Genomic DNA, 13,874 nt, shown 5'->3' with positions numbered 1-13,874 from the left:
AAGGAACGCGACCCGTCACGGATCATCGAACTGGTTTCTCAGGGGATTGGCCGCCCCGGGACCGTCCACACGGATTGCGTGTCCGGTGCTCCCTGCCGAGCGACCAGTCAACACTACGCCGGATCGACGGCGGGTGCAAACGGCGTCCCGTCCCCGATCCGGCGTGCGTAGCCGGCGAGCCGTGCGGGCCGGCTCAGTCCTGGCGGGCCATCTCCTCGGCGATCGCGGCGGCGAAGGCGTCGATGTCCTGCTCGGTGGTGTCGAAGGCGGCCATCCAGCGGACCTCGCCGGTGTGCTCGTCCCAGAAGTAGAAGCGGTAGCGCTTCTGGAGGCGCTCGCTGACCTCGCGCGGGAGGAGGGCGAAAACGGCGTTGGCCTGGACGGGGCGGACGACGGTGACGCCGGGGACGTCGCGGACGGCGGCCTCCAGGCGGCGGGCCATCGCGTTGGCGTGGCCGGCGTTGCGGAGCCAGAGGTCGCCGGTGAGGAGGGCCTCGAACTGGACGGAGACGAAGCGCATCTTCGAGGCGAGCTGCATCGACATCTTGCGCAGGTACTTGAGGTTGCGGACCTTGTCGGGGTCGAGGACGACCACGACCTCTCCGAGCAGCAGGCCGTTCTTGGTGCCGCCGAAGGAGAGGACGTCGACTCCGGCGTCGGTGGTGAACTCCCGGAAGGGGACGCCGAGGGAGGCGGCGGCGTTGGCGAGCCGGGAGCCGTCCATGTGGACGAGCATGCCGCGTTCGTGGGCGTGCTCGCAGATCGCCCGGACCTCGTCGACGCTGTAGAGGGTGCCGAGTTCGGTGGACTGGGTGATCGAGACGGCGAGCGGCTGGGCGCGGTGCTCGTCGCCCCAGCCCCAGGCCTGCCGGTCGATCAGGGCGGGGGTGAGCTTGCCGTCGGGGGTGGGGACGGTGTGGATCTTGATGCCGGCGAGCTTCTCGGGGGCGCCACCCTCGTCCACGTTGATGTGGGCGCTCTCGGCGGCGACGACCGCGCCCCAGCGCGGGAGCAGGGCCTGGAGGGCGACGACGTTGGCGCCGGTGCCGTTGAAGACGGGGTACGCCTCGGCGCGGTCGCCGAAGTGGCGGCGGAAGACGGCCTGCAGGTGTTCGGTGTAGGCGTCCTCGCCGTAGGCGACCTGGTGGCCGTCGTTGGCCAGGGCGATCGCGGCGAGCACCTCGGGGTGGACGCCGGCGTAGTTGTCGCTGGCGAAACCGCGGACGGCGGGGTCGTGGTGCCGCACCGCGTCGGTCGGGCCGAAGGCGGAGGTGACGGGGTTCATCGGGCTGTCAGCCACAGGTGCTGTCCGTTCAGTTCTGCTGCGGGGCGGTCCCAGAGGGACGCCAGGGTGGTGGCCAGGTCGGCGGTGTCGGTGAAGCCGGGGAACTTGGCGTCCGGCTTCTCGGCCCGCATCTCGGGGCTGACCAGGGCCTTGATGACCAGGATGACGGCGGCGGCGGTGGGGTCGCCGTCGGGGGCGGTGCTCTCCTTGCGGAAGGAGTCGGCCATCGCCAGGGTCCAGGCCTCGGTGGCGGCCTTGGCGGCGGCGTACGCGGCGCCGCCCGCGGTGGGCCGGTGCGCGGCGGCGGCGGAGACCATGGCGTAGCGGCCCGCGGGGCTGCGGAGCAGGGCGGGCTGGAAGGCCAGCGAGGTGTGCTGGAGGGTGCGGACGACGGTGTCGTGCAGGAAGTCCCAGTCGTCGATCCGGGAGTCGAAGAAGGTCTTGCTGCCGCGCCAGCCGCCGACCAGGTGGAGGAGTCCGTCGACGCGGCCGTGTTCGGCCTCCAGGTGGTCGGCCCAGTCGTGCACCTCCTGCGGGTCGAGCAGGTCGATGACCTGGCCGTGCAGGTCCGCGCCGGGGACGGCGTCGCGGACGGTCCCGAGGGCGGCGTCCAGCCGGTGCTGGTCGATGTCGGCGCCGATGACGGTGGCGCCGTCGGCGGCGAGGCGGCGCAGGGTGGCCCGGCCGGCCGGGCCGCTGGCTCCGGCGACGGCGATCACCTTGCCGTCGAGGGGGCGGACTGCGGGGCGGACTGCGGGGCGGACTGCGGGGCGGGGGGTGCTCATGCGGCGGCCTCCTGGGTGCTGGTGCCGGTGATGCCCTTGGTGCCGGCGATGACGCGGCCGAGCTTCTTGGCGAGTGCTTCGTAGAACATGCTGAGCGGGAACTCGTCGGGGTGGACGGCGTCGCACAGCGCCTTGCGCAGTGCCTTGTCGTCGGCGAGGTCGAGCGGGAGCGCCTCGGGGCCCTTGGCCCAGGTGGAGGCGGGGTGCGGGGTGAGGTAGCGGGAGACCAGTTCGTAGGCGGCGATCCAGTGCGCGGTCTTGGGCCGGTCGATGCCGTCGCGGTAGAGGGTCTCGATCTCGGCGCAGAGCTGGTTGGTGGTGTCGGCGACCCGGGCCCAGTCGATGGTGAGCCGGTTGTCGCGCCAGCGCAGGGCGTCGTGCTTGTGCAGGTAGGCGAAGAGCAGCTGGCCGCCGAGGCCGTCGTAGTTGCGGACCCGGTCGCCGCTGACCGGGAAGCGGAACAGGCGGTCGAAGAGGATGGCGTACTGGACGTCGCGCCCCTGGGGGTGGCCCTCGGCCTCCAGGCGGACCGACTCCTTGAAGGTGTTGAGGTCGCAGCGGAGCTCTTCGAGGCCGTACATCCAGAACGGGCTGCGCTGTTTGATCATGAAGGGGTCGAACGGCAGGTCGCCGTGGCTGTGGGTGCGGTCGTGGACGAGGTCCCACAGGACGAAGGTCTGCTGGGTGCGGTCCTGGTCGTCGAGCAGTCCGGCGGCGTCGGCGGGGATGTCGAGGCCGAGCTGGCGGACGGCGCTGGTGGTGACGGCGCGGAAGCGGGCGGCCTCGCGGTCGCAGAAGATGCCGCCCCAGGTGAAACGTTCCGGCGCTTCGCGGACGGCCACGGTCTCGGGGAAGAGCACCGCGGAGTTGGTGTCGTAGCCGGCGGTGAAGTCCTCGAAGGCGATGCCGAGGTAGCCGGGGTTGTCGAAGCGGGTGCGCTCCAGTTCGGCGATCCACTCGGGCCAGACGACCTTCAGCAGGACGGCTTCCAGGTTGCGGTCCGGGTTGCCGTTCTGGGTGTACATCGGGAAGACCACCAGGTGGCCGGTGCCGTCGACGCGGTGCTCGTTCGGGCGGAAGGCCAGCAGCGAGTCGAGGAAGTCGGGCTCGCGGTAGCCGGTGTCGGCCCACTTGCGCAGGTCGGCGCGGACGGCGGCCAGGTAGTCGGCGTCGTGCGGGAAGAGCGGGGCCAGTTCGACGACGGCCTCCTGCACGCTCTCGACCAGCGGGTCGACGTCCGCGCGCGGCACGGCGGCGAGGTCGATCGAGCCGTCCTTGGACTGCAGCGGCCGGAGCGCCTCGACGGCGGCCTTGAGGCGCGCCCAGGCGGGGTGGCCGGCCGGGCCCGCGCTCCGGTCGGCGGCCGGGCCGGTGGCGTGGGCGGCGGTGCGGTGGGCGTCGCCCGCGAGCGCGAGCGTCGGCGAAAGATTCTGCATCACAGGCTCACTTCGACAGGAGTTATTTCGACAGGACCACGTTAAATGCGAAAGGTTCTCCGGCTCAAGGTCACTCGGACGGAAGATGCTCCAGTTCGTAGTACCGCCCTCCGCCGTTCCCGCCACGCTGGATGAAACGGACAGTTCCGGCGCCGGCGGGGGCGGGGCCGCCGGTCTGCCCCGACCATCCCCCGGGGTCGGGGGGCCCGCCACCGGGGCGCTCACGGTGCGCGCCCGAGCGGTCACGCCTCGGTGCGCCCCCGTTCACGCCCTGCTGCGCCCGGGCGGGGTCGGTGATCGTGGGAGGAGCGGCCCGGTCCGGCGGGTCCGGTGCCGAGGGCACGGAGGGGGACGCGATGCACGGTCCGGCGCTGGTGAGCTGGCTGCTGGCGGCGCTGGCCGCGGGCAGCGGCGGCTACTGCGGGTGGCGGGTGCGCCGCTGGAGCGCCGATCCGGCCTGCGGCGGGCACCACCGGGCCCGCCGGGAGTCGGACGTGCTGGAGGCCGCGATGGGACTGGGCATGGCCGGGATGGCGCTGCTGCCGGGGGTGTTCTGGGGGTGGCCGTACGCGCTGCTGGCGGCGGTGCTGCTGGTGGGCGCGCTGGCCGGGCGCGGGGCCGGGCTGCGGGTGCACCGGCTGCACCACGGGATCGGCGCGCTGGCGATGGCGTACATGGCGCTGGCGATGGCGGGCGGGGGCGGCGCGCCGGGCGGGCACGGCGGGCACCACGGGCAGCCGGGCGGGCTGCCGGTGCTGACGGGGGCGCTGCTGGTGTACTTCGGGGCGTACGCGCTCTGGGAGGGCAGCCGGGTGCTGGTGGTGGGCGGCCCGGCGGTGGCGGGCGGCCCGGTGGTGGCGCCGCTGCCGCGGGCCTGCCGGGCGGCGATGGGGATCGGGATGTTCGCGATGCTGCTGTGGATGTGAGCCGTGCGGACGTGCGGCGGACCGCGCCCGGCGCGGGCTGACGGGGCGTCGGGGGCGGTGTCCGGGCGTGCTCTTGGTCACTGGACCCACCCGGGCGTTCCGCCCGGACGTGTGGCGGCATAGGTTGGGGGAGGCGCACCGCCGCGCCCCCGCCCCCTCCCTCGGGGAGACCCTTGCCATGACGGCACTGCTGAGCCTGCTGCTGCTCGGACTACTGCTCGCCACCGTGGCGCCGAGCCGCCTGGCCCGGGCCCGCTGGCCGGAGCGCGAACCGGTGCTGGCCCTGTTGGTGTGGCAGATGCTGGTGGTCGCGGTGCTGCTGTGCTGCCTGCTGAGCCTGCTGCTGGCGAGCGCGGCCGCCCTGCCCGGCTGGCGGGACGCGGTGTTCACCGGCGCCCCGGCCGGGGTGGAGGACGCGTACGGGCTGGCGGGCCTGGAGGGTTGGGGCCGGTTGTCGGCGGCGGTGCTGGCGGCGGGCGGGCTGTGGACGGCGGTGTCCCTGGCCCGGGAGATCCGCTCGGCGCGCGCGGAGCGCGGTCACCGGCACGCCCAACTGGTGAGCCGGGCGCCGGAGTTGCCGAGTTCGCTGCTGCCCCGTCGACGCCGGGTGCGGGAGCCGCTGGTGGTACTGGAGAACGTCCGGCCGCAGGCGTGGTCGCTGCCGGGGCCGCGGGCCCGGCTGGTGGTGACCACGGGGGCGCTGCAGCAGCTGTCCGACCGGGAGCTGGCGGCGGTGCTGAGCCACGAGCGCGGCCACGTCCGGGCCCGGCACCACTGGCTGGCGCAGTGCGCGCAGGCGCTGGCCACCGGCTTCCCGGGGGTGGGGGTGTTCTCCGCGTTCCGCGACCAGGTGGCGGTGCTGGTGGAACTGGCGGCGGACGACCGGGCGGCGCGGCGGCACGGGCGGGTGACCACGGCGCTGGCGCTGGCGGAGCTGAACAGCTCGGTGTTCGCCTCCTGCCCGCCGGCCCAGCTGGCGCAGTCCCCCGCCCGGGTGGACCGGCTGCTGCTGGGCGAGCCCCGGCTGCCGGTGCCGGCCCGGCTGGGCTGGACGCTGGCGGCGTTGGCGGCCCCGCTGGGCGCGGCGCTGCTGGCGGTGGCGCCGGGGCTGTCGGCGCTGCTCTGAGCCCGGCCGGGCGGGACGGCTGACGGCCGCTCAGCCCGGCGCTCCCCCGACCCGGGGCCGGCCCCGATCCCGCTTCGGGCCCCGATCCCGGCTCCGATCCCGGCTCCGGCCTCGCTCCCGGATCCGGGTGTTGCCTCAGCCCTCGGAGCCGAGCGTCTCGGCGAGGATCCGCCGGTGCACGGGGCGGGCCTTGGCGTAGCGCTCGCGGCCCTCCCCGGTGAGCGCGATGTAGATGCCGCGCCGGTCGTCGACGCAGTGCGTGCGCTGGAGCAGGCCGGCCTTCTCCATCCGGGCGACCAGCCGGGAGAACGCGCTCTGGCTGAGGTGGACGGTGTTGGCCAGGGTCTGCGCCCGCTCACCGCGGCCGGGTTCATCCAGCTCGAACTCCCGCAGCCGCTCCAGCAGTTCGAACTCGCTGACGCCGAGCCCGAACGCCTCGCCCAGCTCGCGGTCGATGGCGCAGGAGGTGGCCGCGTGGCGGGCCAGCAGGGCGCGCCACTGCTCGCCGAGCGCCGTCTCCGCGGCGGAGTCGCGGTCTGGGTCGAAGTCGGTCACACCGCCACCGTAGCACATGCACGCACATCTGTTGCGTCCACATTAAATGCACTTGCATCTCATGCATATGCATGTAGCGTTCCGTGCCATGACCGACACGACCGTGATCAGCGCCCCCGAGGTCGACGCCTCCGCGGCCGACGCCCGCCCGACCGGCACACCACCCGCCGACACCCCACTGGCCGACTCCCCCGTGACCGACGGGCGCTGGAGCCCCCGCCTGTGGGGCGCCCTGGTGGTGCTCTGCGCCGCGATGTTCCTCGACGCGCTGGACGTCTCGATGGTCGGCGTCGCCCTGCCGTCCATCGGCGCCGACCTGCACCTGTCCGACTCCGCCCTGCAGTGGGTGGTGAGCGGCTACGTCCTCGGCTACGGCGGGCTGCTGCTGCTCGGCGGCCGCGCGGCCGACCTGCTCGGCCGCCGCCGGGTGTTCCTGGTCGCGCTGGCCGTGTTCGCCGCCGCCTCGCTGCTGGGCGGGCTGGTGGACAGCGGGCCGCTGCTGATCGGCGCCCGCTTCCTGAAGGGCGTCAGCGCCGCGTTCACCGCGCCGGCCGGCCTCTCCATCATCACGACCACGTTCCCGGAGGGCCCGGCCCGCAACCGGGCGCTGTCGATCTACACCACCTGCTCGGCGGCGGGCTTCTCGCTCGGCCTGGTGATCAGCGGGCTGCTGACCTCGGCGGGCTGGCGGCTGACCTTCCTGATGCCCGTCCCGGTCGCCCTGATCGCGCTGGCCGCGGGCGTCAAGCTGCTGCCCCGGCGCGGCGACGAGCACCGCGCCTCCGGCGGGTACGACGTGGCGGGCGCGATCACCGGCACCGCGGCGGTGCTGCTCCTGGTGTTCACGGTGACGGAGGCCCAGGGCGCGGGCTGGCTCTCGCCGCGCACGGTCGGGTCGCTGCTCCTGGTGGTGGCGCTGGCGGTGGCCTTCCTGCTGATCGAGACCCGCACCGCCCACCCGCTGGTCCGGCTCGGCATCTTCCGCGACGCGGGCGTCCGCCGGGCGAACCTGACGGCGCTCACGCTGATGGGCAGTTACGCGGGCTTCCAGTTCGTGGCCACGCTGTACCTGCAGCGGCTGCTCGGCTGGTCGGCGCTGGAGACGGCGCTCGGGCTGCTGCCCGGCGGCGCGGTGGTGGCCTTCTCGGCGGGCGCCGTCGGCAGGCTGCTGGACCGGTTCGGCGCGGCCCGGGTGCTGCCGGTCGGCGTGGCCTCGATGGTGCTCGGGTACGCGCTGTTCCTCCGGCTGGACGAGCACAGCGGCTTCCTCGACCTGGCGCTGCCGAGCATGCTGCTGATCGGCGCCGGCTTCGCGCTGGCCTTCCCCTCGATCAACGTGGCGGCGACCTCCGGGGTGGCGGACGACGAACAGGGCCTGGCCTCGGGCCTGGTGAACACCGCGCTCCAGGTCGGCGGCGCGATCGTGCTGGCGGTCACCACCGCGGTGCTCACCGCGGGCAGCGCCGGGGGCACCGACGCGCACGCCCAACTGGCGGGCTACCGGCCCGCGTTGCTGCTGGTGACGGGCACCACCGCGCTCGGCCTGCTGGTCGCGCTGACCGGCGCGCTCCGCTCCGGCCGCGCGACGGCCGACCACGCGGAGAGCACGAGCGCGGGCGGCCCGAGCGCGGGAACCAGGAACGCGGGCAGCCCGAGCGCGGGAACCACCGAGGGCGCGGCGGGCGCGCGGACGGCGGAAGGCGTGCGGGTGGAGCACTGAGGAACCCCCGGGCGGTCGACCCCTCGCCGCCCGGCGCGCTCCGGCAGTGTGTCGGAATCCGGCTCCACCAAACCCCCGTGTTGGTGGAGCCGGCACGCGTCGTCCGCACCGACCAGGAGGGGCGGTGCGGACTTCGGAGCAGACACCATGGCAGTTCGGCGGGCCACGGTCAATCGGCCCGGCGGCGGCGAGACCGAACCGCCACCGGGCGCCGGGAGGTCGGGAGCACCGGTCGCACCGGCCGCGCGCCCCCCGGGCACCGGCGCACGCCGTCCGCGCCGGTGCCGCCCGTCCGGAGCCATCCGTCCCGGAGCGCCCCGGACCGCCCCGGTCGTCGGGCTACTGGCCCTTGAGGATCGACTGCAGCAGGTCGAGCGTCTGCTGCGGGGTGAGGCTGTCCACGCACAGCCGCTCCATCACCTGCAGGTACTCGTCGACGTCGTCGCGCTTGTCCAGGTAGAGCGCGCTGGTGAGTTGCTCCACGTAGACCACGTCGGGGAGGTCCTGCTCGGGGAAGCGCAGCACCGAGAAGGCGCCGCTCTCGCCGGCGTGCGCGCCGAACCGGAACGGCATCACCTGGAGCACCACGCTGGGGAGTTGGGCCAGTTCCACCAGGTGCTCCAACTGGGCCCGCATCACCTCGGGGCCGCCGACCGGGCGGCGCAGCGCGGCCTCGTCGATGACGGCCCAGAGCTTGGGGCCGCGCCCCTCGGTGAGGAGCTTCTGCCGGCGGGTGCGCAGGGCGACGCGGCGGGTGATCTCCTCCTCGGCGAGGGCGGGCCGGTTCTGCGCGAAGATCGCCCGGGCGTAGTCCTCGCCCTGGAGCAGGCCGGGGACGAACTGCACCTCGTAGGTGCGGATCAGCGCGGCGGCCTCCTCCAGCCCGATGTAGGTCTGGAACCAGTTGGGCAGCACGTCGTTGTAACTGTGCCACCAGCCGGACTTGTTGGCCTCGCGGACCAGCGCCAGCAGGGCCTCGCGGTCGGGGCCGGTGGAGAGCCCGTAGAGGCTGAGCAGGTCGGCGACGTCCCGTTCCTTGAAGGAGACCCGGCCGAGCTCCATCCGGCTGATCTTGGACTCGGAGGCCCGGATCGCGTAGCCGGCGTCCTCGCGGGTGATGGCGCAGCCCTCGCGGAGCCGACGGAGCTGGGAGCCGAGGAGGATGCGGCGCACCATCGAGCCCCCGCCGGGCTGAACTGTGGTCATCGGACCAAACCTCCACTTGGACGGACCAGTTGCACAGTCTGCCATCAGTCGGGCGCACTGAGTGCCGATAGTGGTGCGGCGTGCTACCGCTTCGGCCACTCCGGGGTCCATCTTGCACGTGCATCCGGACCATGCATATGCCAATCGCACGACTGCACGTGAATCGACTCTTGCATCTGCCGTGAGCGCAGAGGACCATGGTGCACGTGCACTTGCACGCCCTGGCAATCCCGCGGGCTCCGCGTCGACCCCATGCGCGAACCCGCACACCCTCCCGGCAACGCCCGCGCGTCGCTGGGTACTTGTGTGTGCGGACCGGTCGACCCGGCGGCCCGACGGCCGAGCGAGTCGGAGGTGACCGGCATGACCCCGGTGGGTCCCGCCGTGTCCGCCCCCTTATGGGAGGAGCTCTTCATGAGCACCGGTACGGTCCTGGCGACCGACCCTCATGTGGTCAGCTGCACCCTCGCTCCCCGCTTCGAAGCGGTGCGCACCGCAAGGGAGTTCACCAGGCGGACGCTGGACGGCTGGGGCCTGGGGGAGATCTTCGACGATGTCGCGCTGGTGGCCTCCGAGCTGGTGACCAACGCGCTGCGGCACGCCCTCGGCCAGAGCGAGCCGTCCCGGGTCCCGGCGCAGAGCGGTCCGCCGGCGGCCGCCGACGCGCTGCCGATCCGGATCAGCCTGGTGCACCGCTCCCCGCAGGTGGTCTGCGCGGTCAGCGACCCGTCCAGTGCGGGCCCGATCGCCCGGGAGGCCGACTTCGTGGCGGAGTCCGGCCGCGGCCTGCACCTGGTGGACTCCTTCTCCCGCTCCTGGGGGTGGCACCCGCTGGCCGGCGCCGGGAAGGTGGTCTGGGCGCTGTTCGACACCCACGCGGCCGTGCAGGGACCCGATCTGCTGTCCAACTCCGGTCGGCACCGCCGTTCCGCCTGACCGGAAACCGTCGACGGCCCCCCGCCTCCGCCGTAGCGAAACCCCCTTGGCGGACCGTCGAATTGACGAGTCGTCAGTGCGGCGGCCGCCGCCCGGAACAGCGGAGGCCGTCGCGGATGGATCCCACGACGGCCCGGGTTGGCGGGAGTTGGAGCCCAGTCAGGGGTTGCCCCCCAGGTGGTCGAACTCCCCGTCCTTCACGCCGAGCAGCATCGCGGTGATCTCGTCCCGGGTGTAGACCAGCGCCGGGCCCCCGGGGAAGCGCGAGTTGCGCATCGCCACGTCGCCGTTCGGCAGCGCGGCGAACTCCACGCAGTTGCCCTTCGAGTTGCTGTGACGGCTCTTCTGCCAGACCACCCCGTCCAGGTCGGTCGCCGCCATGCCGTTGTACGCCTCACGCATTGTCTTCTCCCCAGAGCCTGGCGAATGCCTCACTTGACGTGATGATAACCCCCCTGCACGTGCATCAGCATGGGAAATTTCCCGTGCAGAGGAACGTGCTGATGCCGTCACCAAGCCTTCACAGCAGCGTAATTGACGGTGCGTAAGCGGACACAGCCGGGCGAAACGCCAGTCACTCCATGACCGTCCGCACACAGCCGTCAGCGCGTTGTCGATCTTCACCCCCTACAACGCGGTTCACAGGCAGTCACGATTCGCACTGTGATCACTGTCACTTCCCGACCGAAAGCCGCCCGCTGTCGGCATCCGACTGCAACGCGCGCGGGGACATGTCCTACGATCTGGCGCATGAGCACCGCAGCCATCCCGGGCGCGCCACTGCCCGTCCGTACGCCAGGCTCCCGTGCGCGGGGGCGCCACCGCCGTCCCGAGCGCCCCGAGATCATGGCCGGTTCGCCTGCCCTGGTGCTGGCGGTTCCGACCGCCGCCGGGCCGGAGAACCGTCCGGTCGTCGAGGAGCTGCTGTCCATCGTCCGCACCGAGCAGTCGGGCATCGAGGTGACGGCGGCCTACCTGGGCGGCGAGGACGCGCCGACGGTGGCCGAGTTGCTGGCGGCCGCCGCCGAGTCGGGGCAGCCCGCGCCGGTGGTCGTCCCGCTGGTTCCCGGGCCGCACGACTTCCTGCCCGAACTGCACAAGCTGGCCGCCGAGACCGGCGCCCAGGTGCTGGACCCGCTGGGCCCGCACCCGCTGCTGGCCGAGGCCGTGCACGTGCGGCTGTCCGAGGCTGGGCTGGCCCGGGCCGACCGGGCCCGGCTGTTCGCCATCGCCACCGCCGCCGACGGCGTGGTGCTGACCACGGTCGGCGGCGAGGAGGCGGCCGCCTCGGCGGGCATCACCGGCGTCCTGCTGGCCTCCCGGCTGGCGGTCCCGGTCGTCCCGGCCGCCCTGGACGTGCCGGGCTCGGTCGCCGCGGCCGTGGCGCACCTGCGGGCCACCGGCTCCGAGCGCCCCGCGCTGGCCCCGCTGGTGATCGGCCCGGAGGCCGACCCCGAGCTGCTGGCCACCGCGGCCGAGGAGACCGGCTGCGCCAGCGCCGCCCCGATCGGCGCCTACCCGACGGTGGGCCAGCTGATCGCCTCCGCCTACCTGGCGGCGCTCCCCGAGCCCACCCAGGAGCAGCTGGAGGCCGCCGAGGCGGCCGCCGAGCAGCAGCGCACCTCCCCGGGGGCGCACGCGGCGCGCTGACGCCGACCAGGGACCGCGACGGGCAGGGGCAGCGAATCGGCGCGCTCCCGCCCGTCGCGCTTTTCCGCCCGCGCCCGACGCGCCCTGCCGCCCGTGCCCGACGCGCCCTGCCGCCCGCGGCCCGACCGGCGTTCGGCCCGCGGCGCCCCCGGCGCTCAGCCCCCGGTGACCCGCCCGGTCTTCGGCGCGCTGTCGGTGAAGGCGAGCGCGGGCAGCGCGACGGCCCGCGGCGGGGCGGGCGCCTCGGCGGGGGCGGTGGCCGCGTTCCACGGGGTGCCCGCGAGGCCCTGGCCGCCCCCGGCCTTGCCGAGCGAGACGGTCTGCGCCTGCCCGGCCGGGCGGAACAGGATCTGCTTGGGGTCGGGCGCCTCCGGGTCGAGCCACAGCTCGCTGCCCTTGGCACCGCCGAACTCGCAGTCCAGCACGGCGATGTCGTCCGGTTCGCCGTCCCCGGTGGCCCGGAACGCCACCCCGGCCTTGCGGTAGCCGGTCAGCCTGCTGCGGCTGAGGGTGACCCGCTCGCCGGCGAGCTGGTGCTTGAGGGTGGCGACCGCGTAGTCGGACTGCCCGGCGGCGTCGATCAGCAGCCCGTCGAAGACGGTGCCCTGGTCGCGGCCGAGCGCGTGCACGGCGATGCCGCCGGCCGCGTTGCCGTACAGCACCGAGGCGGTGTAGTCGAAGTCGTTGAGGTAGGCGCCGTGCTCGATGCCCCAGCCGCCGTTGTGGTAGGCCGCGTACTGGGTGACGGTGTGGTGGTGCTCGGCGTTGAGCCAGACGAAGACGCCGTTCTCCAGGTTGTTGTGCGCCAGGCAGCGTTCGAAGGTCCAGACGCCCTCGCTGGTCTCCGGCCACTCGTAGCCGGAGGCGCCGGTGGCGCCCTGGACGCCGACGGCCACGCAGTCCCGGGCCGAGGAGCCCGTCCCGGCGCCGAGGCTGAAGCCGGTGAGCCGGTAGCCGCGCGGGTTGGGTTCGAAGACGGTGCGGGAGGCGACGCAGCCCTCGTAGGCGATGTCGTCGGAGGGGCCCTGCGGGGTGCGGGTGTCGATCGGGCCGTCCCACCAGTACGCGTCCTCCCAGGTGTCGTGGGAGATGCAGCCGCGGAAGGTGATGCCGTGGCTGGCGTGCGGCACGAAGGCGTGGCTGCCGGCGTCGCGGACCACCACTCCCTCGACCACGGTGCCGCGCGAGGTGTCCAGCAGCATGTGGAAGTGCAGCCCGTACCGGCCGAGCACCGGCTCGGTGACCGGCTTGCCGTTCCAGCTGTCCTTCCCGTTCGCCCGCGGCCCGAGCCAGCGCAGCGCGGCGTGCCGGACGTCGGCGGGCCGGCTGGAGGTGAGGTGGACGTGGGCCCGGCCGTTCTCGGTGCCCTCGATCCGGACGTTGCGGCTGAGGTTGAGCACCTCGGCGCCGAAGGTCGCGCCGCCGCCGATCGCCACCCGGGGGTGGGCGTTCTTCAGCGGGCCGGTCAGCGTGACGGTGGCGCCGTCGACCCGCTTGACGGTCACCAGGTCGTACGAGGTGGAGAAGTCCTCGGTGTCGGGCGGCGCGGTGGGGGTGACGGCCAGTTCGTCGCCGGGCTGCCAGCCGGTGGGGGCGGCGGCCAGTCGGACGGTGGTGTCGCCGGGCTTCAGCCCGGTGGCGGCGCGGGTCCAGGCGGTGCGGGGGGCGCCGTCCAGCCGCAGGTAGCCCTGGCCGGTGACCCACAGGCCGGTGTCGGTGTCGACGACCGTCATGCCGCCGCCGGCGAAGCGGCGCTCGTCGACCTCGGGGAAGCGCAGGACGTGGGTGTGCGCGCCGTCGGGGGCGAGCGCCAGGGTGCCGCGCACCTCGACGTTGCCGCTGCTGGCCAGGGTCAGCGACCGGTCCGCGGCGAACACCAGCGAGCCGGTCGGTTCCACCAGCAGCGAGCCGACCTTCGCGTCGGCGTCCAGCACCACCCGGTCGGTGATCCGCACCGCGCTGCCGGGCCCGGGCAGCCGTCCGCCCCAGCCCTTGGCGTCCGACCACTTGCGGCCGCCCTGGTCGACCGGCGGGGGCGGCGCGGCCGGCCGCGGGCTCCCGGACGCGGGCGGCGGGGCGCCGGTGCCGTGCTGGTGGCCCGCCGGGCTGAACTGTGGTCATCGGACCAAACCTCCACTTGGACGGACCAGTTGCACAGTCTGCCATCAGTCGGGCGCACTGAGTGCCGGTGCTGCTGCTGCGGGTCAACCTGGTGCGCACGGTCGAGGCCGGGGCCCGCGAACAGGCGC

Annotated in this window: 12 protein-coding genes; 5 read left to right on the top strand and 7 right to left on the bottom strand. The window is 74.0% G+C overall.

The window, feature by feature from the left end; genetic code table 11:
- Nucleotides 1-193: 193 nt before the first annotated feature.
- From ACWEO5_RS35030 to ACWEO5_RS35020, 3 genes are read right to left on the bottom strand one after another with little or no spacing between them, the layout of a single operon-like run.
- Nucleotides 194-1,285: a threonine aldolase family protein gene (locus ACWEO5_RS35030; RefSeq protein WP_452166155.1), complete on the bottom strand. Its 1,092-nt coding sequence runs from the start codon at nucleotides 1,283-1,285 to the stop codon at nucleotides 194-196.
- The gene (locus ACWEO5_RS35025; protein ID WP_452166154.1) at nucleotides 1,282-2,070 is read right to left on the bottom strand and encodes an SDR family NAD(P)-dependent oxidoreductase; all 789 of its coding nucleotides are present in this window, start codon (nucleotides 2,068-2,070) and stop codon (nucleotides 1,282-1,284) included. Before ACWEO5_RS35025 ends, ACWEO5_RS35030 begins: the two co-directional genes overlap by 4 nt.
- Nucleotides 2,067-3,506: a DUF6421 family protein gene (locus ACWEO5_RS35020; protein ID WP_452166153.1), complete on the bottom strand. Its 1,440-nt coding sequence runs from the start codon at nucleotides 3,504-3,506 to the stop codon at nucleotides 2,067-2,069. Before ACWEO5_RS35020 ends, ACWEO5_RS35025 begins: the two co-directional genes overlap by 4 nt.
- Before the next feature lie 356 nt (nucleotides 3,507-3,862).
- On the opposite strand from ACWEO5_RS35020, the gene ACWEO5_RS35015 reads away from it, so the two are divergent.
- Together ACWEO5_RS35015 and ACWEO5_RS35010 are read left to right on the top strand one after the other, a co-directional pair.
- Entirely contained in the window at nucleotides 3,863-4,432 is a 570-nt protein-coding gene (locus ACWEO5_RS35015; RefSeq protein WP_452166152.1) for a DUF5134 domain-containing protein, read from the top strand.
- 178 nt (nucleotides 4,433-4,610) lie between these two features.
- The gene (locus tag ACWEO5_RS35010) at nucleotides 4,611-5,558 is read left to right on the top strand and encodes a M56 family metallopeptidase (RefSeq protein ID WP_452166151.1); all 948 of its coding nucleotides are present in this window, start codon (nucleotides 4,611-4,613) and stop codon (nucleotides 5,556-5,558) included.
- Nucleotides 5,559-5,693: 135 nt separating this feature from the next.
- On the opposite strand, the gene ACWEO5_RS35005 is transcribed toward ACWEO5_RS35010, so the two are convergent.
- Complete coding sequence (locus ACWEO5_RS35005; RefSeq protein WP_452166150.1) at nucleotides 5,694-6,113, bottom strand: MarR family winged helix-turn-helix transcriptional regulator; 420 nt, start codon at nucleotides 6,111-6,113, stop codon at nucleotides 5,694-5,696.
- An 88-nt stretch (nucleotides 6,114-6,201) separates the two neighbouring features.
- Between ACWEO5_RS35005 and ACWEO5_RS35000 the strand changes: the two genes are divergently transcribed.
- Nucleotides 6,202-7,833 carry an MFS transporter gene (locus tag ACWEO5_RS35000; RefSeq protein WP_452166149.1) on the top strand — a complete coding sequence of 544 codons (1,632 nt, stop codon included), beginning with the start codon at nucleotides 6,202-6,204 and terminating at the stop codon, nucleotides 7,831-7,833.
- A gap of 339 nt (nucleotides 7,834-8,172) precedes the next feature.
- Here the strand turns inward: ACWEO5_RS35000 and ACWEO5_RS34995 are convergent, their stop codons facing one another.
- Nucleotides 8,173-9,039: a helix-turn-helix domain-containing protein gene (locus ACWEO5_RS34995; protein WP_344550585.1), complete on the bottom strand. Its 867-nt coding sequence runs from the start codon at nucleotides 9,037-9,039 to the stop codon at nucleotides 8,173-8,175.
- Nucleotides 9,040-9,453: 414 nt separating this feature from the next.
- Between ACWEO5_RS34995 and ACWEO5_RS34990 the strand changes: the two genes are divergently transcribed.
- Nucleotides 9,454-9,975, top strand: a complete 522-nt coding sequence (locus ACWEO5_RS34990; protein WP_452166148.1) for an ATP-binding protein — start codon at nucleotides 9,454-9,456, stop codon at nucleotides 9,973-9,975.
- 159 nt (nucleotides 9,976-10,134) lie between these two features.
- Here the strand turns inward: ACWEO5_RS34990 and ACWEO5_RS34985 are convergent, their stop codons facing one another.
- Nucleotides 10,135-10,377 (bottom strand): DUF397 domain-containing protein, encoded by a 243-nt coding sequence (locus ACWEO5_RS34985; RefSeq protein WP_344550587.1) that lies wholly within the window; start codon nucleotides 10,375-10,377, stop codon nucleotides 10,135-10,137.
- A 348-nt stretch (nucleotides 10,378-10,725) separates the two neighbouring features.
- On the opposite strand from ACWEO5_RS34985, the gene ACWEO5_RS34980 reads away from it, so the two are divergent.
- A complete protein-coding gene (locus tag ACWEO5_RS34980; RefSeq protein WP_452166147.1) occupies nucleotides 10,726-11,625 on the top strand; it encodes a hypothetical protein in 900 nt (299 codons plus the stop codon).
- A gap of 155 nt (nucleotides 11,626-11,780) precedes the next feature.
- Here the strand turns inward: ACWEO5_RS34980 and ACWEO5_RS34975 are convergent, their stop codons facing one another.
- Nucleotides 11,781-13,580: a hypothetical protein gene (locus ACWEO5_RS34975; RefSeq protein WP_452166146.1), complete on the bottom strand. Its 1,800-nt coding sequence runs from the start codon at nucleotides 13,578-13,580 to the stop codon at nucleotides 11,781-11,783.
- Nucleotides 13,581-13,874 lie beyond the last annotated feature (294 nt).

This window comes from Kitasatospora sp. NPDC004272 (genome assembly GCF_053603035.1).
Note: the sequence above shows the minus strand (reverse complement) of the source record. Positions and strands in the feature narration are given on the sequence as shown.